Genomic DNA, 24,206 nt, shown 5'->3' with positions numbered 1-24,206 from the left:
CACTAAGGAATTAAAAAATGTCTACTGATATTAAGATAGTTGCTTACGTTGAAGAAAGTGAATTTGATACTGTTTTAACTGGAAGTGAAGAGAAAGTCGTTGTTGTTGATTTTACTGCTACTTGGTGTGGCCCCTGTCGCCTGATCAGTCCGTTAATGGATCAACTTGCCCAGGAATACAAAGGTCGCGCCAAAGTCGTTAAAATAGATGTTGATAGCAACAAGCCGATTTTCAAAAAATTCGGTCTTCGCAGTATTCCAGCAGTTTTAATTTTCAAAGATGGTACTTTAGCAGAAACCATCGTGGGAGTTTCTCCTTACGAAGACTTCAGCAACGCTGTTCAGAAGCTTCTTGAGGGTGTTTCAACGTAATTGGTATATTCATAAATTAAATAAGGTTTAATACCCGGATGCCTAATAACAGCAGTCACGTTTCAGGTGGAGTTTAAATTCCCCGAAGTTCCGAGCCTCGCAAGCCGACCCTCGGACTTCTCACCACTTGAAACACAATTATAAATTTTTAACCCTTTCCTTTTTGCCTATAATGTGATTGGAGTAAACCATTAGGATATTGTTTTGAGTCAATCAGCTCCAATTTTTCTTCAGCGCTAGCTGGTGGGAAAAGGTGTATACCACCACCTAACATAATTGGAATAGTTGAAATAATATATTCGTCAATCAAGCTGTGCTGAAGAAACGAATTGATTAATGCTCCGCCACCAACTAACCAGATATTTTCCAAACCTTGAGCCTCCATATTTGCTAAGACGTGCTTCACTGTGTCCGAAACAAACACAACGTCTTCGTGGTCAGATTGGAAATGGCGCTGGGTGAAAACGAAGGATTTTTTCCCCGAATAAGGCCATTCATCGAAACTAAGCCCTACTTCATATGTATTGCTGCCCAAGACAATAGCATCAATAGATTCGTAAAAAGCAGCGTAACCGTAGTCTTCACCTTCTGTATCAAGGATTGATAGCCAATCAATTCCGCCATCGCTACGAGCAATGTAGCCATCTAAACTAGCTGCAATGTAAAGTGTAACTTTCGTCATTGTGCTTCTGAATGTGGTAATTTTCACTCAATTACTTACGTTTTTTGATTGGACGATCTAAACCGACCTGCAATAAATTCTCGCTTAGATAAATGCTTTGTATTGCGTTTGGTGACTCGCTTACGCCACATCTGGAAACTAGATTCTTTCATTTCGCGCCTCATTAGGGCAATTACCTGTTTCTCTAGCAGCCCAAACTGAGCCTCAATAGCATCAAAAGATGTTCTATCTTCCCATGCCATTTCAATAATGCGATCGATGGTTTGTGAATCGAGGTCAGGTAATTTCATTTCTTTGCTGGCAATTGAGAAATTTGAGCTATAGACTTCTTGCATAAATCAAAAATAAGAACCCCACCTCGCCAAAGCTACGCTTTGTCTCCCCTCCCCTTACCAAGGGGAGGGGTGTTAGTGACTTTTGCAAGAGGTCTTATATATATTTTACTTTTCATTTTGAAGAACCATTGTGTCTGCTGCACCCAGTTGTAGGGCATAGAGATTCGCATATACACCTTGCTGATCGATGAGTTCGGCGTGAGTACCCTGCTCTACAATTTCTCCCTGCTGAATTACTAATACCTGATCTGCCAGAGTAACTGTACTGAGGCGGTGAGCAATCACAAAGCTGGTACGACCTTGCAGCAAGCGGGCGATCGCAGTTTGTACTAGCGCTTCTGTGCGGGTATCGATGCTGCTGGTGGCTTCATCAAGAATCAGAATTTGGGGATTAATCAACACCGCACGCGCAATACTGATCAGTTGTCGCTGTCCTTGGCTTAGGGGAGCGCCCCGTTCACCCAATTGAGTTGTATAACCCTGTGACAGTGAGGTAATGAACTCATGCACATTTGCTAGTTGTGCAGCCTCTTCGATATCAGCTTGGGTGGCGTAAGGAGCGCCAAAGGCAATGTTTTCGGCGACGGTGCCACTGAACAGAATATTGTCTTGTAGGACGATACCAATTTGACGCCGCAGACTTGCTTGAGTCACGCTACGCACATCAATATTATCAATTTTCACTGCACCGCCAGATACATCGTAGAAGCGCAAAATCAAGTTAATGATCGTACTTTTTCCCGAACCTGTCGGCCCTACTAACGCAACCATCTGCCCTGGATAGGCGTGCAAATTCACCCCTTTGAGAACCAATTGATCTGGGTTGTAGCCAAACTTGACATTTGAAAATGTCACCTCACCCTGAATAGGCAGCATTTCTGTCGCATCGGGTGCATCTTTGAGTTCTGACGGTTCATCTAGCAATAGAAAGATTCGCTCTAATCCGGCGAAGGCAGATTGAGCTTGGGTGTAAAACTGGCTGAGAATTTGGATCGGGCGGAAGAATTGCTGGACATAAAGTAAAAAGGATGTCACCACACCCACGGTTGCACCTCCAGTGACCGCAAGATAGCCACCATAAGCCAGCACAGCAGCCGTTGCTAGTGTGTTGAGAAAATCGATCGAGGGCAAAAAGGCCGAAGTAATTGCTACAGCATCGACGTTAGCATCACGATTGGCAGCGTTGAGAATGTCAAATTCTGCGATGTTCATCTGTACACGATTAAATGCCTGTGCTTCTCTGACGCTACCAATATCTTCTTCTAACTTGGCGGAAAGCTCCCCAATAGTCTGTCGCGTAACACGAAACCTGGCTCTTGCCCAACGTGCAAACAAGCTTGTGGTAAAAATCATCAGTGGCACAACCAGATTGCTTAACAAACCGAGTTGCAGGTTGATTGAGAGCATAGCAATGATTATGCCCACCAAACTGAAAGTGTTGCCCAGCATTTGGGCGATCGTCAGTCCAAATGCCTGATTTACAGTATTGACATCATTTAGCAGGCGGCTCATTAAATCGCCTGCTTCGCTGCGATCGAAAAAGCTGAGTGGCAAACTTTGGATTTTAATGAAAATATCTTGCCTCAGTTGAGCCAGTAATCGCTGCATAATCCAACCGACTCGAATAATTTGACCCCGGATTGCCAAAACACCAAGTCCATAGTTCAGCGCTAGTAGCCCTAATAACACCAGCAGTCCTTGCAAATTCCCTTGTTTAATTAGGTGATCAATCGACCAACCGATGAAAAACGGCCCAATTGCCTGGGTTACAGCACCAATAAATACTAATGTCAAGGCGATGGGAATTTCTTTGCGATAAAGTAGCAGGTATTGCAAAAAACGCCGCAGGGTGGAAAATTGCTGACTCGCCTGCTCAGATGCAACAACGGTAACTGTGCCTCTCATACCAATTTTGGATTTTAGATTTTGGATTTTGGATTAAAAGTCTTTGTCTTTATTCGCTGTTATAAAAATCTCAAGCAAAACTATTTATCAATACGGTTGGGTTAAGGCTTAATTCCTCCTCGTCAATTTTTTTAACGTAGACGCCCAGGCTACTGCTATCTCTACGAGACACTACGCATAGCTTGCTTCCCCGTAGGGGTACGCGCAGCGTCTGCACTAGAAGGAGGCATTCGCCTGTGGTCTGGTAGAGAAGAACGCATTCGCGTAGCGTCTCGTTGGCGTAGCCTCTCGTAGAGAAGAGAAGGAAGAGAAGGAAGAAATGCTTAACTGAACTGTATTGGACTACTTGTGCTAATTTAGGATCATTTGTTTCTTCACCTTAACCTGAGATTCCAAAATCACACCGTAGAGCGGGCTGGTTTGCATCAATTCCTCATGGGTGCCTTGTGCCACCAATCGTCCTTTATCCATAAGAAAAATGCGATCGGCATTCTTGACGGTGCTAATACGTTGAGCTACTACAAAAGTTGTACAAGCTTTTTGGTGGATTAACTTATCCAGTTCGGCTTGAATCTGGGCAGCAGTCTTGGCATCGACTGCCGAGGTACTATCATCTAAAATCAGAATGCTGTAATCTGTCAGTAAAGTCCGAGCGATCGCAATTCGTTGTTTTTGTCCGCCAGACAAGCCCACGCCCCGTTCACCCACGATCGTCTCGTAGCCATCGGGTAGACTACTGATAAAATCGTGCATTTGTGCAGTTTTGGCAACCTCAATCACCTGCTCTAGAGTTGCATTGGGTTTTGCGTAGGCAATATTTTCGCGGATTGTGCCAGAGAAGAGGGTGGTTTCCTGAAATACAATGCCAATACGCGATCTAAGGCTTTTGAGCGTGAAACTTTTTACATCTCGTCCGTCAATGCGAACTGCTCCCCCTGTGACATCGTAAAAGCGGGGAATTAAGTTCATAATTGTACTTTTTCCCGAAGCAGTCATCCCTAAAACGGCGATCAACTCGTTAGGCTTTGTTTCAAAGGAAACTTCTTTAAGAGCTTCGGTTGTCGCTCCTGGATAGCGAAAGGAAACATTTTCAAAGGTGATTCTCCCACCACAGGTGTCAAATGGGACAGCACCGGGGCGATCGCGAATTTCTATCTCTGCATCTACAACTTCATAAACCCGTTCGGCGGAAGCAGCTGATTGAGCGATCGCAGGTGCAGCAAATCCAATCAACAAAATAGGTTGGAGAATTAACGCTAGGTAGGAGTTAAACGCCACCAGTTCGCCAATGGAAAATCTGCGCCCAATTACCTGCGCTCCTCCGTAGCCGAAAACTGCCAGTGTGACCAAATTACTCAGTAAAAATATTAACGGAAAGGTATTACGGATGGCGCTAATGGTCTTCATGTTTGCCCTGACTAGACCATCATTCAGGGTTGTGTAACGCGACCTTTCAGTTGACTCCCGCACAAAGGCTTTCACTACCCGTATTCCTAGTAAGTTTTCTTGCAATACAGCATTGAGGTCGCTCAGTTGCTCTTGTACTTGCCGAAAAAGTTTATCATTCCGCGTAATAAATTGCGCCATCACCCATCCAGATAGGGGCACTACTGTCAGCGTAATCAGTGCTAATCGCCAGTTCATCACCAGCAAAATCACCGAAATACTCACCAATGTCACAACTGAACTGATGACCTGAATTAAGCTAGTGCCAACAAAGGTGCGGATCTGCTCAATATCGCTGGTGACACGAGTTAATAGTTGGGAAGTCTGGGCTTGGTCATGATAGCTGAAACTGAGATTTTGAATCTTGCTGAAAATTTTGTTTCGCAGGTCATAGGCTACACCTTGAGACACGGCTTCTGCCAAATAGCTTTGTCCAAAGTTAAATAAACCACGGGCGATCGCGGCGATTACCATCCAGGCGGCGCTATATAGCACAATTTGGATGTTTTTTGGGCTGATGCCTTGATCAATTCCCCAGCGAAATAGTTGCGGGGTAATTGCGTTTGCGATCGTCAACAGCAACAGGCTGGCCAATGCTCCCAGCGAAGTCCATCGGTAAGTGCTTAAACTCTCAAGCACCCGCTGGATTGACTGTATCGACGAAGTTTCCTGGAGTTCTGGTTGCTGAACCAATGGTATTTACCCCTGTATCTTTGAAAAATTATCTCCTATTTTTTATGGTATAAGCGATCGCGCTTGATAATGGTCTAACTCAGGTCGCAAAATTGACTAAAGTCGTTAAAATAGCCATTCTAAGTAGTAATTGATTTAAGAGTTAAGGTATGAATGCTGAGGAGTTGTTGAGAAGGTATGCTGCTGGGGGTTGATTTGAGTAGTGTTGATTTGAGAGAAGCTGAGTTGACTCGTATTAACCTTGTAGGTGCTAACTTGAGAGGCGTCAACCTGACTGGTGTCAACTTGAATTGTTCTGCCTTGAGGAAGGCTGATCTCAGGAATGTCAACTTGAAAGGAACCGACTTGAGTGGTGCTAATCTGATTCTATTATGCCAGATGGAAGTACTGTAGTCGGTCCCAGATATGGTTGACACATCTGGTGTAAATTGGGTCTGGGAGAATAAATTAAGAAAACCAAATAACAAGAATAATGGCTCAAAATTTTCCTAGCAATTCCCAACTTCCATCGGATATCTCAACTGCTATCAGTCGCACAGCAAAGCCAAGTTCTGAATTCTACTCTCTTTTTTCTGAGGAAGAAATTATAGGGATAATTCATGCATTAGAAATCAGACGAGAAATACCTCTAAAGTATTCTTATAAAGGTAGAGGCGCAAAAATCTGGGATAATTTTTATCTAAAATATATTCTTCCTACATGGTATCGGACATCAAGTGTAGAAGTTGACCTTTTAAAGAATAACTTTAAATACTTTAATGACAATATTAAAAGTGGCGAAAGAGTAAATATTGTAGACGTTGGTGCCGGAAATTCATATCCAGTTAAAAATTTTATTCAAAGACTTAATAAATTGGGAAAGGTTAATAAATATATTGCCTTAGATATTAGTGAGGAATTGCTTCATTTATCCAAAAATAATTTTAGAAAATGGTTTCCTTCCATTGAATTTATCAGTTCGACGATTGATATAGAAAATAGTAGCATACCAAAAATTTTATTTCAAAATAAAGCTAGCCTTGAAATTGATGACACAGCAAAAATATTTTTCCACTTAGGTGTTACCATTGGGAATCATCAAAATAGAGATAAGGTACTCAAAAATTTTAGAGATAGCATGGAAAAAAACGATTTTCTGGTGTTCACTAATGAAACTGGTTCTAACTCTCAATGGGATGGAAACGTCAGAGGTGGCTGCAACTATCATGTAGAAGAAATATATGGATGGGTTAAAAATAATATTGGGATTAAATCTGAAGATTGTGAATTGGTGAGAAAGTATGATTTAAAAACAGATAGTATAGTTGCTAATATGAAATTTCGTCATAATCATATTATAAATTTCAGTCAGATGGGGATAGATAAGAAAATTCAAATCCCTGAAGGTGAAGAGATAACTATTTGGCGACATCACAAGTATGAAATTCCTAAACTTTTGCAAGAACTAGAACGTTCTGGATTACAACTTATTCAATATAATACTGACAAATACAAATCACATATTATGGTAATTTGTAAGGTTGCCAGTAACTAACCTTTTCAATTAGATTTAACGCTGTCCAGATCCCCGACTTCGTAAAAGTTGTCGGATATCTAATGGACTTAGCTTGTGTATCAATTAGATGTACATCAAACGCCGTCTAGGTTCAGGAACTGGACGCCCTAAATCCTTAGCTGTTTCTATCCATTCCTGCACAACTACTTCTACATTGTGCAGGGCTTCTTGATAAGTCTCGCCGTCAGCAGTACAGCCTGATAATTCTGGTACTTCAGCAATAAAGGCTTGATCTAATTCACTCCAGTAGAGAATAATTTCATAACGAAATATCATTTTTACTTCCTAGCTTATACTTGATAATTACTGCACGAACTTGTTTGATTTGATAGCTTTTGGCTTTTCCTCTCTTATGTTGCAGGTTCAATATTTCCTCAACATCGGCTTTGACAAAAATCCGATGATCGCCACGAATCCGTTCATCAAAGCCTAGTGCATATAAAAGTTGCCACAGTTGTGCGAAAGGAATGTCTGTATCAGAAGTCCCAGAGAGGATTTTTTCTAAGAGTTTGTCTTGCTGACTCACGTTTTTTTGACTGTCTTAATGTTTCTATAGTCTCATATTTATTTAAAATCAGGGCATACACGAGCTAATCTCTGTTTTTACTCCTGAGTGAGATCACATTAGCTCCAGGCACAGACGCATAGCGGCTTGTCGTTAGAGATCACTTCTTTGTAAAATCAAGATGACTTAAAGTCCAAAGAAGTAGAAGTGTAAATTTTATGTCTAATTATCAAAAAGTATTACAGCAACGTCAAGATCTGACCCCTGAAGAACAAATAAGTAGCTAGGCATAAATAATTAGAAGATAGTGAACTTGCACAACCAGTAAGTGTTTACTCAAATTTACAAGTGATATAGGCAACTACAGAGGGCAAACTGTTCAGATTGCTCATATCATAGGCTGAGGTATAAATCCGTCTCAGTTAATGTTGAATATGGAGTAATAAATATTACGCGAATATGAAAAACAAAATTTTAGTCATAGCTGCCTTTTTAACCACGATTAGTTTGACAACAACCGTACAAGCAGCAAATTCTGAACACGTTAGACAGTTATTGGCAACCAAACAATGTCAAAACTGTGATTTAACCAGTGCAGGTTTAGTGATGGCTGACTTATCTGGAGCCAATTTGAGTGGTGCTAATCTCACAGGTGCTAACCTCAGCCGGGCAAACTTGAGCGGTGCTGATTTACGGGGTGCAAACTTGAGTGGCGCGAGTTTATTTGGTGTTAACCTAAGCCAAACTAAGTTTACTGGCGCAAATTTGGCGGGTGCTGATTTAAGAAATACCTATCTAGCAAATGCAGAATTGACTGGTGCTTACTTAAATGGCGCTAACTTCCAAGGCGCAGTTGGTATACCATCACAAATTGCAACACCCGAAGAATTTTATGCTTTGGGTGTAGCAGAAGCACAAAAAGGTAACCAACAGCAAGCAATCAGTTATTTTAATCAGGCGATCGCTATTAAACCAGAATATGCGGGTGCTTATTTAGCTCGTGGTGTTGCCTGTTACCAAATACTGGATAGACAAGGTGCATTCAAAGATGCCCAAGTTGCTGAAAAATTGTTTACATCGCAAAACAATACCGCTGGAACGCAAACAGCGCAGGCTTTTATTAAAGAACTGCAAACACCCGTAAATGAGAAGGTAAGCGCTGGTAAGCCCAGTTTCGTTGACTTTTTGGGAAGTCTTGGCTCAGTCTTGCTTCAGTTCTTACCTTTTTGAGGGGGAGAGTTCACAGAACAGGGGGATAATAACAGATGAGAAATGACAAAGCACAAAGTCTGAGCGGAGGAAACCTCCGCTCAGAACTTTGTAAGAGAGGACAAATAATAAATGACTTTATCTAACGAATTATGGGCAGCAAATCAAGACTTAGCCCAAGCTTGCCTAAAGCATCCTTTCGTTCAAGGCATTGGCGATGGTACTCTTGAGCAGGCGAAATTTGCTTACTACGTAGGGCAAGATGCTTTTTTCTTAGAAGCTTTTGCCCGTGCGTATAGTATCGCCGCAGCTAAAGCACCAGACTGGTTAGGTTTCACCACATTTCATAACCTAGCTAGTGAAGCTTTAGAAGAACTGCGGATGCATAGTAGCTATGCTTCCCGGTGGGGAATTAATTTGGATTCTGTGGAACCAGGAGCCACCACCCGCCGCTATACTGACTTTTTGTTAGCAACTGCTTGGGGTAGAGATGTGGGTTTAACTGCTGCGGCGATGTCTCCGTGTATGCGTTTGTATGCCTTTTTGGGAGAACAATTAGCTCATAACGGCATTCCTAATCATCAATATGCAGACTGGATTCGTACTTATAGCAGCGCAGACTTTCAACAACCAACACAACAATTAGAAAGTTTGGTTGACAATTATGCCACTACTAATTCGGTTGTGCATTCAACCTATCGTTATGCTATGTTTTGCGAACGCGACTTTTTTCAGGCTGCGTGGGAGTGTTAAAAACTGCTGTTATTATTTGCTCAAAAATAGCCTAGACAAATTCCTCCCAACTTTTCCAGAGGAACATTCCGCCGCTATGGCGTTGCCGCATGGGTAAGGTATAGAAAAAATAATTAACCACAGATAAATATAGATACAAGGTATAATACTGCATTGCCAGATCCTACCTTGTATCTCATTCAAATGAGACTCGCTATATATAGGAAAAATCAAAAATTATAGGGGTGTTAGTTGAATAGACTAGAGAGAAATGGAAGCGAGGTTTAGGCGTAGTCTATTCATTTAAATATCGTTATAAAAGTTTAATTTTTGAGAGTTATTTTAAAGAAAGGTAGCAGATGGGTAAAACTACCCCTCTGCTACAAGTAAACGGAGGTATAAACTTGATTAGTTAATTGGCATGAGCCAATTCTTGAGGCGCTGCGGCATCATATTCTACAGCTTTAACAAACTCTTTGAGAACATCTTTGAGTCTTTGCTCAATTTCCTCATCTAACACCACACTGTTATCAGCTTGTCGTTGAATTTGTTTGTCTACCGCATAAATAGTAGCTAGAATATGCCGCGCTCCTAATTCAGATAAAACAGGTTTAAGAGCATATTCAATTGCCAATAAGTGAGCCAGCGTCCCACCAAGGGCAATTGGTAACACGGGTTTACCTGTCAATGATTTTTGTGGCAGCAAATCTAGAAACGTTTTGAGCACTCCTGTGTAAGCAGCTTTATAGATTGGCGTGGCAATAATCACACCACTTGCCTTTGCTAGCAAAGCTTTTGGCTGTTCCAAAGCAGGGCTGTCGTATCGTCCAAAAACTAAATCTTCAGCAGGCAAATCCCGAACTGAAATAATGTCTACATGCAAGCCTTCTTGTTGTAAAAGCTTGGCAGTGTATTCGACAACACCATAGGTTCTAGAGGGATGAGTTGGACTACCAGCGATCGCTAAAATATTTGTCATTCAATTGAACTCCCAATTTATAAAACGGGTTCAGTGTGTTTTGTGGTTTTAGTCTTCATAGCTTCTGCTGTGTTGACCTTTTCACTCAGACGTTTGTAGGGACGGCGCAAACTCATACTCTCTACTTCCCAGATGTAGCCATGAATAACTACATCCTGGGGAATTAAAGGAGAATTACGCAGCAATTCCACCTGCTGTGTGCAGATTTTGTCCACATCGGTAAACGTTTTGATCCATTTGGAAAAAACGCCTTTTGCTAGCTTCAACTCTGGCAAAGCAGGATCGATCGTAACTTGATCCACATCAATACCTTGGTTTCGCAATACCTCACTGAGAAAGTCTCCTGATGCTGTCATCATGCCACATTCGGTATGGTTAATGACGATGATTTCTCTTGTGCCAAAAAACTGTGTAGTTAACATCGCTGACCGAATAGCATCATCCGTAACTAACCCCCCGGCATTACGGAAAATATGAGCATCTCCTTCACCAATTCCTAATGCTTTATCCACAGGTAAACGTTCGTCCATGCAAGTTAGCACCCACAAGCGTTTATTATTAGGTATTCCCAACTGACGACGCAATGCCCACGCTTGTTTTTCAGAAATCTTTTGGTCAATTTGTTGGTGCAACATGGTTGGTAATTTCCTAATTCTTATCTACTAGGATATGGACGTTGCTCTTTGCTGAGGCTGTTGCTTAGGGAAATCTTCATTTGCGACAATCTCACCAAATGGACTCAAGACATGTTGCTTCTCCACTGCTGGCAGATTCTCTAAGGGCAAATGGGGAAATAGAAGTTCTGCGACTCGATAAGCTTCCTCTAAATGGGGATAGCCAGAGAGGATAAAGGACTCAATGCCTAAATCTGCATATTCCAACATTCTGGCAGCTACAGTTTGAGGATCGCCTACTAAGGCTGTTCCCGCACCACCTCGTACCAAACCGACTCCTGCCCACAGGTTCGGGCTAATCTCTAATGCCTCACGATTACCGTGGTGTAATTGGGTCATCCGTTGTTGTCCAACTGAATCCATCCGAGCATAAGCTTTTTGGGCTTTAGCGATCGCCTCGTCATCTACATACTTAATCAATTGATTCGCCGCATCCCAAGCTTCACTCTCGGTTTCGCGCACAATCACATGTAAGCGAATCCCAAACCGCAAAGTCCGGCCTTCTGATAAAGCAAGTCTGCGAGCCGATGCAATCTTCTCGGCTACTTGCGCCGGTGGTTCGCCCCAAGTTAGATAGACATCTACATGCTTGGCAGCGATTTTTTGGGCGATCGCAGAGGAACCGCCAAACCACAAGGGCGGATATGGCTTCTGGACGGGTGGAAACAAGAGCTTACCATCCTGAATGTTGAGATATTCGCCCTGAAGATTAACTTGTTCACCACTGGCGATCGCTCGCCATACTGTCAAAAATTCATCTGTTAATTCATAGCGCTGATCGTGACTCAAATGCAAGCCATCTCCCGCCAACTCCACAGGATCGCCCCCTGTCACGACATTTATCAGCAACCGTCCACCAGAAAGGCGATCAAAGGTCGCCGCCATCCGCGCTGCCACCCCAGCTGATACCAAGCCGGGACGAATCGCTACCAAAAAACGCATCTGTCGCGTTAGTGATACCAGCGTTGACGCTACAATCCAAGCATCTTCGCAAGAGCGGCCTGTAGGCAACAATGCCCCTGTATAACCAAGGTCATCCACCGCTTGGGCAATCTGTCGCAGATAAGCAAAGCTTATTGCTCGTCCGCCTGTAGCAGTTGCAAGGTAACGTCCGTCGCCGTGGGTTGGGATGAACCATAGTAGCTGCATGAGTCCTGTCCTTTTAAACTACGGTAATTCGATAGAAATACCGTGCTTTAGTTATAGTTTTCAGAGTATCACATATTCCACTTAACCAAGCAAGAAGTTTTTTATAAAACTACGGTATTCCTATCCAACCAATGTATATTAAGCCGTGTTCAATAAGCTGGCGATCAAAAAAATTGGGCATTGGGCATTGGGTATTAGTTATTTCTTCGTCTCTCCCCTGCTTCCCTTACATCTATGCACGACATCTAACACACATCAAGGTGTACTGTCCAAAATCAGGTCAAGTTCATCGGATTCCCGTTCAGTATTTTCTTGAACGCATTGCGGCAGGTTAAATTAATGTGAGTTTGAGCAACTAAAAAACGGCAGAACGAACGGCAGGTAAGTCTTTGGGATAAATATCAAGTAAGGGTTTTTGAGGCAAATAAGTGTAAGCAGCTAAACCAGCCATCAAGTTGACCCCGAACCCAATAACGCAACTATCCACATTGAATCACCAATTCAGGCAGCATCAAACTTTAACCTAACATCCATACGCTCTTATGTTCCCTAAGAAAATAGCTGCAATACAAATATTAATAGCTGGGATTATTGCTTTACTATATAAAATGTTTGATTTTCTTTTATTTTAGGCTCAACACTGACAGTAATATTTGTTTTTTCTGTAATTATAAGTTCTGTATATGAATCGTTATTTAATTGAATTGTTGAAATAGGCTTTTTGTAAAAGTTACCTTCTGTTGTTTCAATAATAAGCATATCTCCAACTTTTATCGTATAGTTTTCGATTTCAAACGCCAATACTTGATTACCAAAAATTTGCAATACTTTTTCGATTTTTTGAAATGTATACATTGATTCTTTTTTAATAAATTTCTCAACTAATATTTCTAAAAGAGCTTGGCAATATTTTTCTAAAAATTCTATATAAGGCTCTAATCCAGATATGCTTAAAATATCTAAGACTTCTGAACCATGAGCAATTTGATTTCTTCTTTCAACTAAATCATTGATTGTATTGTATAAAGCATCTGTTTTTACATTTGCTATATTTTTAATTTGCTTATCATTTGTGATATATTCAATTAATGTTTGATTTCTTTTTAATGCTTCATTTAAGCTCACATTTATAAGCTCAAATAGCTTTACGATTTGTTTGTGCTTCAAATTCCCTGATGACAGAACAAAAGCTTCTGTATTGAATTTATAACTTATAGGATTTACGATACATTTATTGAGCTTTTCTAAAACTTGTTCTTTTGTAAGGTGCTGATATTTGGCACTTTCTCTACTTGTAATAGTATTTATTACTTTTAAAGAAAGTTCAAAATGATTGTTTCTAATTTTTTCATCTATTTTATTGTACTCGGTTATTAAACTGGAAAGTGAATCAAGATATTCCTTAATCCAAATTTCTACATACTTTTCTAGCAGCCCATAAAGTGAAATAATAGACGCTTTGTACTCAAATATTTTTTTATCTGTTGCAAAACTTCTGTGATGGTCTATCAATATACTTAGCGACGATTTAATTTGTTCGCTATCAGTCTGCGACACAGTATAATCTACCATATTATTCACATACTGAATATGTTTAAAATATTCTCGTATTTGATTTATTTCTTTTTGGAAGCTCTCCAATGACGTTGTATTCATATTTTCTACCCAAGTCTAAGATATATAACCTTGCAGAAAGTTATGAAAATACTTTATGCGTGCTTCTACATCTTTTTTGTTATTGTATCTCCCATCAAAAAGGAGTCTGTTGTTTTCTTCCTTGACATATAACAATTCTTTATTTGAATACAAAGTACTTTGTATGGATTTGCTATGGTTGAGAAAACTTTCCTTGTGCGAAATATTATTTGCAAACACCTGCATCAATGGATCGTAAATAGTTTTTAATGGCGCTTTATTGTCACGTTTTTCTTTTGGTGGTATAAAAGCTGAATCTTTAAATATGGAATAAATCAAATTAATAGTTTCATTAAAAAGGTTTCCAAGATTTTGTATTGTTTTATCTGAATAACTATTTGCCTGCTTTAAATAGTTATCTAAAAATTTATCCACTGGGGATTTGAAGTTAGCTATATGACGATAAGCAAAGAATCGTAAAACCAATTCAACATCTACCATTTGGCGATAAGATTCGCTTTCAAGTAATTTTTCTTCTCCTTCGGATTCTAAAGGTAGTTTCCACATTTTGCGGAAAGAGTCATTTTCAGCAAGTTTTATACATAATTGGTTAAATTTGCCATTGTGTAAGGCATTTCTTGTTTCCTGTGGAGTTAATTTTTCTCCACCACTATTTAATCTTTCAAAAACTATTTGCTTGAGAAAATCAGCTTCTTCTATGCTTTTTGCTGTTTCCTGCAACAATACAATAGATGATAAATAACGTCTATCTATTCCTCTTTTAATTTGTTCGGGTAAATTTTTATAATTTCGCCCGTTAAGTTCCTGCCAATATTCTAATCCTTCTAAGTTAAATTTTCCTTTGTAAAAATCATAAATAGCTGTTAGCCTTTGCAGTCCGTCCATTACTTCATAAATAGAGTAATCTACTTCATAAAGAAAGATAGGCGGAATCGGCACATTCATTATAAATGATTCTATTAAACGAGATTTTCGAGCATTATCCCACCTTTTTCTGCGCTGGTATTCAGGATTTAGGATATACTTTTTACTGTCAAGCATAGTTTCTATACTATCAAGTGGGTAACGAGCTTGTTCCGTTACAATTCTTATCTCTCCCTTCTTGTATTTTTCGTTAATCTCGTCGTCTGAAACAGAGACTTGAGAAATATCCAACTTATCTGGGAAAAAAAATGTTTCGCCTGAAATTAAGTGACTATTTGTTGTCATGTAGGGGTCTCCAGATTTTATGGTGATAAACTTTTTCAATATAGATGGTACTGTACCTTCATGTATGTAAAAACCTGCAAGATGCCTTCAAAAGGCTTGATTTATCATTTTAATACACAAATTTTCGGATAGCTAATCTGTTAATCTGAGCTATTCTACAAAAAGAGGCTATAACTACAGGGTAAGCGCATCTAAATTAGTATTGACAAAAATCTTGATTTGTAAATAAAGGAATAATCAGACTTTCTCGTTTGGTTTGTTTCCCAAGGATTAAAGCGATCACTAAAAGATTATTAATAATGCTTACTTATTGATAATCTTTTAATAAAGTTTGGGAGTTTAATTTCCCTGCCTCTACAGCCATCACGTTTTGATGCCTAATTAAAATCCCCTTTACAAAACGTAATTGCGAATTGGTTTAAGGTTTATTGACATTGAGCTACTCTTATTGACAAGATGCGCTTACCCTGAGATATCAACGAAGTAGGTCTGGGTAGTTCATAAATAATTTGTTATTTCTTAGCTAATTTTAATCAGTTTATCAGCGCTAATTCAGAGCGATCGGTGATTATAGTCATTAATGTAGGGAATTCCGTACTGGAGTTGATTGGCCAGTTAACCGGAAAATAGAAAATAATGGATATATGGACAAACGGTATTTTTTACAAGCTAGTGCCCTAATAGTCGGCACAGCATTGTTATCAAGGTATATCAATTGGGGGTCAAAAGAGATGACAACTTCTAAGAGTGGATTTGAAGTTACCAAACCTGAGCAAGAGTGGCGCACGATTTTAACGCCAGAACAGTTTAATGTATTGCGTAAACATGGGACTGAACGCCCTCACACCAGCCCATTGGATAAGGAATACGACAACGGTACTTATTATTGTGCTGCGTGTGAACAGCCACTGTTTACATCTGATACCAAATTTAACAGTGGTACTGGCTGGCCTAGCTTTTTTAATCCAATTGAAGGTGCGATCGCCATTACTGAAGATAAGTCGTTGTTTATGACCAGAACTGAAGTACATTGTAGTCGCTGTGGTGGTCATTTGGGTCATGTTTTTAATGACGGCCCTGCACCCACTGGTCAGCGCTATTGCATGAATGGTGTTTCGCTGAAGTTTACTCCTGCCTAATTTAGTTCCCCAGAAGTAGCCCGTCGTAGACATTGCACGCGCTGCCAACCTAAATTATCAGATTTGAAGATTTGACCAAGAGTGAATAAATTTTTGACAATAATTTATCCTAGTCAATTCTACTGGACGAAGTATTGTCAATTTCAGGAAATGAACTCTTGGTCTTCTTTAAATCTATTTACTTAAATCGTCCTATTTATTTGGGTCTTTTTTATCCTTTTTGTCTTTCGGATCTTTTTTAGGTTTTTTAACTTCTTTATTACTTTTTCTTTCCTTTGACATCAGCGTTCTCCAATTAGATTAATCAGTGCAAGCTTCCAGATTCTGCCGTCAGCAAAGCAGTAGATGACTTATCTGATATTTTTTTTAGGCAAAAAAAGAAAACATCAGACATGAATACTACTAACTACTATGATAAGGTGTTGTTTGATTTAATGTAGCTTGAATTTATATTGCCAGAGATTGCCCAAATTCCATGAAGATTTAGGTTATATTACGTCCGCCTAATTATTTATAATTCAAAACTCTCTGCCTCTCCTTTATAAAAAGTTATGATCTGACTTTTCACCTCATGTGGAAAAACCAACGCCAAACCTAACCCTTGAGCAAGCTTCCCTAGTAGGGAAGGGGGAAAAATCAAAGCCCCTCCCGTTTTAGGGGAGCCACTGCGCCCTTCTCCCTTGGCGTTAGCCTCTCCCAATGTGAGAAGGGGAGACGCCAAGGGCGAATAGCGCAGCGGTAGCGAGCCTGCGAGCGTCTGCGGTTTCTCGACTGATTCGCTCTTAGCGTTCCCGCAGGGTAGCATGTGGCCTCAGAGGAATAGGAAGTGAGGTTTTCCAGATGACGTGAAAAGTAAGAAGTTATGACTGTCCGTTCGCTTATTTCGATCTCAGTTTTAAATAATTACGAAGTTGTTGTAGGTTAGTGGCAACCCAGGAGATAATTGTGCAAATTTTACCTGATTCGACTCACCAGTGCCATCTTGATCAAAGAACAATGCACCTGTAGTATTGTTGTAAATAAATCTCTGAGCGCTAGTAGTTGCAGATGCTCCGATCTGAAACTGATTAGCTGAAAGTGAACCGATTGATAACCCCCCACCAAAATTCGATATCCCAATCACGTCATTAGTGGCGTTGAAGTCATAAACTCTATTGCCACTATTGGGAGGTAGATCGTAAGTATTAAAAACAAAGGTATCAATACCAGATCCTCCATAGAGACTATCATTACCTTTGCCACCTATGAGGATATCATTGCCATTACCACCTATGAGTATGTTCTTAGCGTCATATGCCTGAGAGGCTGTGAGAGTATCATTGCCATCGCCTCCATCTAGAAGATTATTACCTGATAAATAATTATTTCCATCAATATTCAAGCGATCGTCACCTGCACCGCCAATAATCGTATCGCCACTGTCAGAATAGCCCCCAGAGATCGTATCGTTGCCATTGCTCCCCACAATGTTATCAGCGTAGCGTGTACCTGTAATATTTAATCCTTCGATATTCTTATAACTAACCCCATAGGTGCCCGCCGTAATTGAGCCAATATTAGTAGTGGCATTGAATGTCGTTGTGATCCCCCCCGTAGCACCGCTGTAATCGACGGATAATAAATCGTCACCCTTACCCCCATCTATCGTATCTTTGCCACCACTGCCCGTGGAGAGCGTATCGTTGCCATTGTTCCCTATAATGTTGTCATCATAGGCTGTACCTGAGATATTTAATTGTTCGATATTCTTGTAGTTAACCAGATTCGTGCCCGCCGTAATTGAGCCAATGTTAGTAGTGGCATTAAATGTTGTTGTAATCCTACCTGTAGCATTAGTGTAATCGACGGATAATAAATCGTCACCCTTACCTCCATCTATCGTATCTTTGCCACTAACTCCCCCAGAGAGCGTATCGTTGCCATTGCTGCCCACAATATTGTCATCATAGGCTGTACCTAAGATATTTAATCGTTCGATATTCTTGTAGCTAACGCGAGAGATGCCCGCCGTAATTGAGCCAATGTTAGTAGTGGGATTGAATGTTGTTGTAATCCCCCCTGTAGCATTGCTGTAATCGATTCTCAACAAATCGTCACCCTTACCCCCATCTACCGTTTGAGTCACTAAATTAGAGGGGGCAGTATCTGAAGATTTAGCATTTACATAGAAGGAGTCATTGCCATCGCCACCAGAGAGTAGGTTATTACCTGTTGAATACTCAGCACGCAAGGTATCGTTACCTGCGCCACCGTTGAGCGTGTTATTGCCTGAGGAGGCATCAAAAATTTCACCGTTGAAGTACCCGATCAAATACCCAGAGGTGGAGAGATAGTCATTGCCATTGCCACCACACAGTAGGTTATTGCCTGTTGAATACTCAGCACGCAAAGTATCGTTACCTACACCACCGTTAAGCGTGTTATTACCTGAAGAGCTAAAATAGAAAAATGATCTATAATAATCAACGCCAGAACTGGAGAGATAATCATTGCCATCGTCCCCAGAGAGCAAGTTATTGCCCAATGGAGACTCAGCAAGCAAAGTATCGTCACCAGTGCCACCGTTGAGCGTATTATTGCCTAAAGAAGCAATAAAGCCGTGTCCCGAGTTAATAGTAAGGTAAGAGGTGTCAAGACGATCATTGCCTTCACCCCCAGAGAGTAAGTTCTTGCCTTTTGAACCGTGAGCATACAAAATATCGGCACCAGCGCCACCGTTAAGGGTGTTATTGCCTATTGAAGAGTCAAGATTCAAAGTATCGTTACCAGCACCACCATTGAAGGTATTATCGCCTGAGGTATAATAAACATCATTTGTATAGTAGTCAACGTAACCAGAGGCAGAGAGAAAATCATTGCCATCACCACCATCAAGTAGGTTATCACCTAATGAATAGTTAACATTCGAGTTATCCTCATTAGTACTATCAAAGCTGTAATTCCTCGTACCAGCAACAAGAGTATCATTGCCGATACCACCAATGAGAGTATCGTTGCCCGTACCACCCCGCAGCAAATCGTCACCACTTAACCCGTTGATGATGTCGTTACCCCCCTGACCATTCACCACATCATTTGAGTCATCTAAACCCGTAATATTGTTATTTAGGTCATTGGCGAAGGTCACTGTGTTCTTAATGCCGATGCTTGTATTAGTAGAGTTAGCATCCAAGACATTAAAACTATCGGTGATACTAGTTTGCCTATCAAACAGGATATTACCAATGGCTGGTTTTGTTCCAGAAGCTTTAAGGTTATTCAAGTCTTCTAGTTTAAAGTTTTTCAAGATAACTTTTGTGCGAACTATCCCTTCAAAGCTAATTTCCAAACTTGTGCCATTCTGCGTAAGTAGCAGATTTTGGGGAATCAATCCAGTACCAAGGAATTTGATGGTATCAATTTCGCCAATGACTGCTGGTGTTGGGTTTATTTTTTTACCGACACCACTAAAATCAGTGATGGTATCAGTGCCGTCACCTACATTGAAAACAAATGTATCGTTGCCACCGCCACCAGTCAGGGTGTCCTTACCCTCATAACCTGTGATGGTATCATTGCCGGCTTTGCCGTTAATCGTATCGTCACTATTAGTGCCTTGTAGGGTATCATTTGCTTTGGTTCCAATGATGTTTGCCATAACTATTTCCTACCTGAATCGATTTTTGCAGTAACTTTAGTTTTCAAGTGTCAGTGCTGTTTTAGGGCACAAAAATTTCTCGGAAGTTGACGCTTTCGACACAGCTAAATCTCAGCCTTGGGGATTAGGAATTTTTAATGAAAATTCTCTTTTTGATTGATTTGCAAGTATTGAGGACTATCTAAGTTTTAAGCATTCTACAAATTCATCAGTGTGTGGATTCACAAAAATAGTAGTTTCAGGCTGATTTCAATCATCTTTCAGCAGTAGCATAGGCAACCATCTACCATAGACATCGCTGACAAAAATTCACAAAAATCGAGCTTGATACCCCAAATTTGCATACCATTATTTAGTTTTTTTGTCAAGGCAGAAGTCTTATTAGTTTGAAAATAGGGAACACTTGATAGAGCATCGGAGAAGGGATCTTTATGCCCGGGCCGTGGACTATTGCCTGTAGATATTTGGCTTCAAAATATGAAGTATCTAAATCACATCATACTACGCTTAGTACAAAATATTTATTTACATGTTTAGATTTAGACAAATATCTTTGCATATATGTATATATTAAGTACTGAACTTTATATGTACTTGACATTTTCAAGTCAAAGAATTTACCAAAAGCAGTAGACAGATGTCCTCTGGAGCGATAGAACACAAATATTTTGAGCGATCGCTACCAGAAAAATAAATTGTATCCAATTTACAATCGCTTAATTGCTGTGAGCATACAGAAAATCTCGCTGCTCGGTTGAAGGTAGATATCAAAACCCTGTATTAAATGCAGGTCAAATACAAAACACTTTAGGTGAATTTATTAGCTGGAGCAAAGGCAAGTTTTACAGGGTACAGAGGATAATTTTCTTTACTCTCACCTGTAATATCCCCTTCTTAACTCCTAACTTCCTTTACTATTGTTCCAACAATTTCATCCGCTGCCACCAACGATTCAGGGGATAATAGACCACAGGTGCCCACAGACTACTAAGAATGGCAGAGGCTAGAGCGACACGCTGGTAATATGTCCAAATATCTGTTACTTTGCGCTCATCGCCGATCAAAGTTAATTGCAATCCAAAGATAGTTTCTGCCAAAACTGCCATACCAAAGACAATTACAGCAATCGAAATAAAATCTTCTTCGATAAAACGCTGTTTCTGGAGCAGACCAGTTAAAATTCCCACTATACCTAAACTGAGGGCATGAGTAGGGTTAGGTGATGTCATGGAATCTTGAAGTAGCCCCAGAACTATACCTGCCAATGCCCCGGAAATGACTGTGCGCTTCACACTCCAAGCTACCACCCAAATTAACAGCCAGTTAGGGCCAATTCCTAATAATTCCATACCTGGCAAGCGGGTTGGCAATAATAGTAAACATAACACTACAGATCCAGCCGTCACTATCCAACCCAACAACTGACGGATACCGGGATGCCAACGAGCAAGCGGCTGGATTTGGAATTTCGATTTTCGCCCTGAGGATTTTGGCCTTTTCTGGCTGCTGCCACCAAATGCAGGAATCTTCATTTTTCTATGGATTTTCAAGAAAGAATTTACTTAGACTTTTGCGGCACTTGATTTACCGACTTTTGGGTTTCCAACTCTTGGTTTTCTATTTTTGGATAAACAGCTACCCAATCGAGAGAGCGGATTGGCGGAAAAAGCTCAATTTTCGCCACTGATGCGGGAAGTTTCTTTAAATCCAGTGACTTTATCCGTCCTACTGCCAAGCCAGATGGAAATTTCTGGCTATAAGTAGATGTGGAAACTAAATCTCCTACCTTGACATTTGGGACTTTTTCATAAAACTCCAGCACAGCTTCTGCCGAAGAATCTCCTCGCAAAACGCCTTTAGCTGCCGTGCGGCTAACTGATACACCCACTTGACTTTTGAGGTCACTGATTAACAACACGCGGCTAGTATTAGGAGTTACACTCTCCACCAGACCGACTAATCCGCCATCTGCCTTGACTATGAAGCCTTCGTGAATCCCTGCATTCGCACCACGATTTAGAAATACTTGTTGCCACCATTGGTCAGCACTACGTCCTACTACCCGTGCTGGAATTGGTCGTGATGCCAGTGGCTCTTTTTCTATATAGCCTAATAAATCTTGTAACTTTGTCTTTTGACTTTCTAAATCTACTATACGGGTTTGCAATTCCAATATCCGGGCATCTCTAAGACGTTCTTCTGGAGTTGGCCCTGACTGCAACATCTCTAACGGACGAGTAATTGCTTGGTATGTCTCAAGCACCAATTCACCTTGAGTTTGTCGCAATATGCAAGCACTACCAACTACTAGAGTTAACAACCCGATTTGTAACCCTTTACGATCCCACCAACGTCGTATTGTCACCATATATACCTTTACATACTTATACAAATTAAGTTCTACTTGGATTCTATTTATATAGAACCCAAATAGAACTCAAATAGAACTCAAGTCTGATATTTTTTTTGCTACATATTGCGAGAGCTTTCTGTGACAACTCGTTCCAACTGTTTGAAGTTTTCTAACACACGACCTGTTCCCAGCACAACACAGCAGAGAGGATCGGCGGCAATGTGAGTTATAATCCCCGTTTCATGGCTAATGAGGGTATCTATGCCTTTGAGCAAAGCACCGCCGCCAGCTAACATAATACCTCTGTCAATAATGTCTGCTGCTAGTTCTGGAGGTGTACGTTCCAGTGTCCGCTTCACAGCTTCTATAATTACTGATAGTGGTTCCAACATGCTTTCACGGATTTCTGGGCCTTTGATCGTTACAGTTCGCGGTAGACCAGAAAGCAGGTGTAAGCCTCGGACTTCCATAATCGCGTCATTATCATCATTAGTAGGATAGGCAGAACCAATCCGAATCTTGATGTCCTCGGCAGTCCGTTCACCAATCACTAGGTTATGAACTTTCTTAATATACTGAATGATCGCTTCAGTCAGTTCATCTCCAGCAATGCGTACTGATTCGCTAATCACCGTACCCTGAAGACTCAGCACTGCAACTTCTGTTGTACCACCACCAATATCGATGATCATGTTGCCAGTGGGTTCGGCAACAGGTAGTCCTGCACCAATGGCCGCAGCTACAGGTTCATCGATTAAATATACTTTTCTTGCTCCTGCTTGATGAGCTGCATCCATCACAGCTCGCCTTTCTACTCCTGTGACGCCACTGGGAATACCAATGACAATCCGGGGTAAAATCAAAGACTTACCTTCATTTACACGCTGAATAAAGCTTTTCAGCATTAGCTCGGCTATATCGAAATCAGCGATTACACCATCTCGCAAAGGGCGGAGAGCAATCACATTTCCAGGTGTGCGACCGAGCATTTTTTTGGCTTCTTCTCCTACTGCCAGTGCTACCTTTTGGTTGACATCGATCGCAACTACAGAAGGCTCTTGCAGTACAATACCTTTACCAGATACATAAACGAGAGTGTTAGCGGTACCGAGGTCGATACCCATATCCCATGATGTGCGAAAGTTCCTAAAAATACCCACGCGTCTCTAAGCCCCCTATGTGCGATACTTTTTGACTACAACGGTAAGAATTAATCGTGCTGAATTAGATTACGTTTATATCCTGAGTTGAGTAAACTAGACTATATTTTTATCTGATTCCCAGGAATATCTACTATGTCTCAGTCCTCTATTTTTTGATATTTTTTGGTTAACTTAGTATATCCGTATACTTTTATGTATTTCTCCAAGTAATATGTATAATTTTTCAATTCAATTATATTGTTAACTGTTTAACACATTATTTTCAATAGTTTCACAATTCGCTATGATGAAAGTCGGAATTACTAAGTATGTATGTACTAAAAGGTAACACACATGAGTGTAAATGTTGTCACCCTCATTGGTCGCGTAGGCGGCGACCCAGAGATTAAGTATTTTGAGTCTGGTAGTGTTAAGTGTAAATTGACACTAGCTGTTAATCGCCGCACTAAAGAAGGCGAACATACCGACTGGTTTAATTTAGAACTATGGGGAAAAACGGCGGAGGTAGCAGGTAATTATGTACGTAAGGGCAAACAAATTGCCGTCAAAGGTTCCTTGAAGTTTGACACATGGAGCGATCGTCAAACAGGAGCAAACCGATCATCACCAGTTATCCAAGTAGACCAACTGGATTTATTAGGCTCTAAGCGAGATGGAGAAGGCGGTACAGGAGATATGTCTTCAGAACATTTTTAATTGGGGATTGGACATTGGGGATTGGGCATTGATTATTAGTCCTTTGCCCTTACAAATGACAAAGCGCAAAGTCTGAGCGCCGGCTTCCGGCGATCAGAACTTTGTAAGAGAGGACAAA

General features: G+C 40.7%; 22 protein-coding genes and 1 pseudogene. 7 read left to right on the top strand and 16 right to left on the bottom strand.

All coding sequences use genetic code 11. The features are described from left to right. Positions 1-17 precede the first annotated feature (17 nt). Entirely contained in the window at positions 18-371 is a 354-nt protein-coding gene (gene trxA / locus V7K35_RS13945; protein ID WP_334793110.1) for a thioredoxin, read from the top strand. 148 nt (positions 372-519) lie between these two features. On the opposite strand, the gene V7K35_RS13940 is transcribed toward trxA, so the two are convergent. The 4 genes from V7K35_RS13940 to V7K35_RS13925 form a co-directional block, all read right to left on the bottom strand. Further along, a complete protein-coding gene (locus V7K35_RS13940; RefSeq protein WP_335079869.1) occupies positions 520-1,053 on the bottom strand; it encodes a dihydrofolate reductase family protein in 534 nt (177 codons plus the stop codon). A gap of 35 nt (positions 1,054-1,088) precedes the next feature. Continuing rightward, positions 1,089-1,343, bottom strand: a complete 255-nt coding sequence (locus tag V7K35_RS13935; RefSeq protein WP_335079867.1) for a TIGR03643 family protein — start codon at positions 1,341-1,343, stop codon at positions 1,089-1,091. A 150-nt stretch (positions 1,344-1,493) separates the two neighbouring features. After that, positions 1,494-3,293, bottom strand: coding sequence for an ABC transporter ATP-binding protein (locus V7K35_RS13930; protein WP_335079865.1), 1,800 nt, complete (start codon positions 3,291-3,293; stop codon positions 1,494-1,496). 351 nt (positions 3,294-3,644) lie between these two features. Beyond that, positions 3,645-5,432 (bottom strand): ABC transporter ATP-binding protein, encoded by a 1,788-nt coding sequence (locus V7K35_RS13925; protein ID WP_335079863.1) that lies wholly within the window; start codon positions 5,430-5,432, stop codon positions 3,645-3,647. 177 nt (positions 5,433-5,609) lie between these two features. Between V7K35_RS13925 and V7K35_RS13920 the strand changes: the two genes are divergently transcribed. Together V7K35_RS13920 and V7K35_RS13915 are read left to right on the top strand one after the other, a co-directional pair. After that, positions 5,610-5,825, top strand: a complete 216-nt coding sequence (locus tag V7K35_RS13920) for a pentapeptide repeat-containing protein (protein WP_335079861.1) — start codon at positions 5,610-5,612, stop codon at positions 5,823-5,825. A gap of 79 nt (positions 5,826-5,904) precedes the next feature. Beyond that, positions 5,905-6,966, top strand: a complete 1,062-nt coding sequence (locus V7K35_RS13915) for an L-histidine N(alpha)-methyltransferase (RefSeq protein ID WP_335079859.1) — start codon at positions 5,905-5,907, stop codon at positions 6,964-6,966. 84 nt (positions 6,967-7,050) lie between these two features. On the opposite strand, the gene V7K35_RS13910 is transcribed toward V7K35_RS13915, so the two are convergent. Continuing rightward, positions 7,051-7,263: a type II toxin-antitoxin system HicB family antitoxin gene (locus V7K35_RS13910; protein WP_335079857.1), complete on the bottom strand. Its 213-nt coding sequence runs from the start codon at positions 7,261-7,263 to the stop codon at positions 7,051-7,053. Continuing rightward, positions 7,247-7,513 (bottom strand): type II toxin-antitoxin system HicA family toxin, encoded by a 267-nt coding sequence (locus tag V7K35_RS13905; protein ID WP_334793104.1) that lies wholly within the window; start codon positions 7,511-7,513, stop codon positions 7,247-7,249. Before V7K35_RS13905 ends, V7K35_RS13910 begins: the two co-directional genes overlap by 17 nt. Positions 7,514-7,951: 438 nt before the next feature. On the opposite strand from V7K35_RS13905, the gene V7K35_RS13900 reads away from it, so the two are divergent. Together V7K35_RS13900 and V7K35_RS13895 are read left to right on the top strand one after the other, a co-directional pair. Continuing rightward, positions 7,952-8,722, top strand: coding sequence for a pentapeptide repeat-containing protein (locus tag V7K35_RS13900; RefSeq protein WP_335079855.1), 771 nt, complete (start codon positions 7,952-7,954; stop codon positions 8,720-8,722). A 111-nt stretch (positions 8,723-8,833) separates the two neighbouring features. Then, the gene (locus V7K35_RS13895) at positions 8,834-9,454 is read left to right on the top strand and encodes a TenA family protein (protein ID WP_335079853.1); all 621 of its coding nucleotides are present in this window, start codon (positions 8,834-8,836) and stop codon (positions 9,452-9,454) included. Positions 9,455-9,845: 391 nt separating this feature from the next. On the opposite strand, the gene ssuE is transcribed toward V7K35_RS13895, so the two are convergent. The 6 genes from ssuE to V7K35_RS13865 all read right to left on the bottom strand — a co-directional run bounded on the left by ssuE (position 9,846) and on the right by V7K35_RS13865 (position 15,100). Beyond that, complete coding sequence (ssuE, locus tag V7K35_RS13890; RefSeq protein ID WP_335079851.1) at positions 9,846-10,412, bottom strand: NADPH-dependent FMN reductase; 567 nt, start codon at positions 10,410-10,412, stop codon at positions 9,846-9,848. Positions 10,413-10,429: 17 nt separating this feature from the next. Next, complete coding sequence (locus V7K35_RS13885; protein ID WP_335079849.1) at positions 10,430-11,047, bottom strand: beta-class carbonic anhydrase; 618 nt, start codon at positions 11,045-11,047, stop codon at positions 10,430-10,432. A gap of 27 nt (positions 11,048-11,074) precedes the next feature. Next, positions 11,075-12,235 carry an FMNH2-dependent alkanesulfonate monooxygenase gene (ssuD, locus tag V7K35_RS13880; protein ID WP_335079847.1) on the bottom strand — a complete coding sequence of 387 codons (1,161 nt, stop codon included), beginning with the start codon at positions 12,233-12,235 and terminating at the stop codon, positions 11,075-11,077. A gap of 355 nt (positions 12,236-12,590) precedes the next feature. After that, positions 12,591-12,722: a hypothetical protein gene (locus V7K35_RS13875; protein ID WP_335079845.1), complete on the bottom strand. Its 132-nt coding sequence runs from the start codon at positions 12,720-12,722 to the stop codon at positions 12,591-12,593. A gap of 101 nt (positions 12,723-12,823) precedes the next feature. Then, on the bottom strand, positions 12,824-13,891 hold the full coding sequence (locus V7K35_RS13870; protein WP_335079843.1) for an MAE_28990/MAE_18760 family HEPN-like nuclease: 1,068 nt from the start codon (positions 13,889-13,891) through the stop codon (positions 12,824-12,826). Between the two features lie 15 nt (positions 13,892-13,906). Next, the gene (locus V7K35_RS13865) at positions 13,907-15,100 is read right to left on the bottom strand and encodes a DUF262 domain-containing protein (RefSeq protein ID WP_335079841.1); all 1,194 of its coding nucleotides are present in this window, start codon (positions 15,098-15,100) and stop codon (positions 13,907-13,909) included. Between the two features lie 644 nt (positions 15,101-15,744). Between V7K35_RS13865 and msrB the strand changes: the two genes are divergently transcribed. Next, the gene (gene msrB / locus V7K35_RS13860; RefSeq protein WP_335079838.1) at positions 15,745-16,239 is read left to right on the top strand and encodes a peptide-methionine (R)-S-oxide reductase MsrB; all 495 of its coding nucleotides are present in this window, start codon (positions 15,745-15,747) and stop codon (positions 16,237-16,239) included. An 895-nt stretch (positions 16,240-17,134) separates the two neighbouring features. Here the strand turns inward: msrB and V7K35_RS13855 are convergent. The 4 genes and pseudogenes from V7K35_RS13855 to V7K35_RS13840 form a co-directional block, all read right to left on the bottom strand. Beyond that, a pseudogene (locus tag V7K35_RS13855) lies at positions 17,135-19,876 on the bottom strand (beta strand repeat-containing protein); the annotation flags it as partial. Positions 19,877-20,790: 914 nt separating this feature from the next. Beyond that, a complete protein-coding gene (gene mreD / locus V7K35_RS13850; RefSeq protein WP_335079832.1) occupies positions 20,791-21,408 on the bottom strand; it encodes a rod shape-determining protein MreD in 618 nt (205 codons plus the stop codon). A gap of 26 nt (positions 21,409-21,434) precedes the next feature. Continuing rightward, entirely contained in the window at positions 21,435-22,244 is an 810-nt protein-coding gene (mreC, locus tag V7K35_RS13845) for a rod shape-determining protein MreC (protein ID WP_335079830.1), read from the bottom strand. Between the two features lie 101 nt (positions 22,245-22,345). Then, the gene (locus tag V7K35_RS13840; protein ID WP_334793120.1) at positions 22,346-23,353 is read right to left on the bottom strand and encodes a rod shape-determining protein; all 1,008 of its coding nucleotides are present in this window, start codon (positions 23,351-23,353) and stop codon (positions 22,346-22,348) included. 372 nt (positions 23,354-23,725) lie between these two features. Here V7K35_RS13840 and V7K35_RS13835 point away from each other — a divergent pair, with 372 nt between their 5' ends. Then, complete coding sequence (locus V7K35_RS13835) at positions 23,726-24,088, top strand: single-stranded DNA-binding protein (RefSeq protein ID WP_335079828.1); 363 nt, start codon at positions 23,726-23,728, stop codon at positions 24,086-24,088. Positions 24,089-24,206: the final 118 nt, after the last annotated feature.

Origin of the sequence: Nostoc sp. (assembly GCF_036917275.1) — a bacterium.
Classification (GTDB): domain Bacteria; phylum Cyanobacteriota; class Cyanobacteriia; order Cyanobacteriales; family Nostocaceae; genus Nostoc.
The sequence above is the reverse complement of the archived record's forward strand: the minus strand, read 5'-3'. Positions and strand labels throughout refer to the sequence as shown.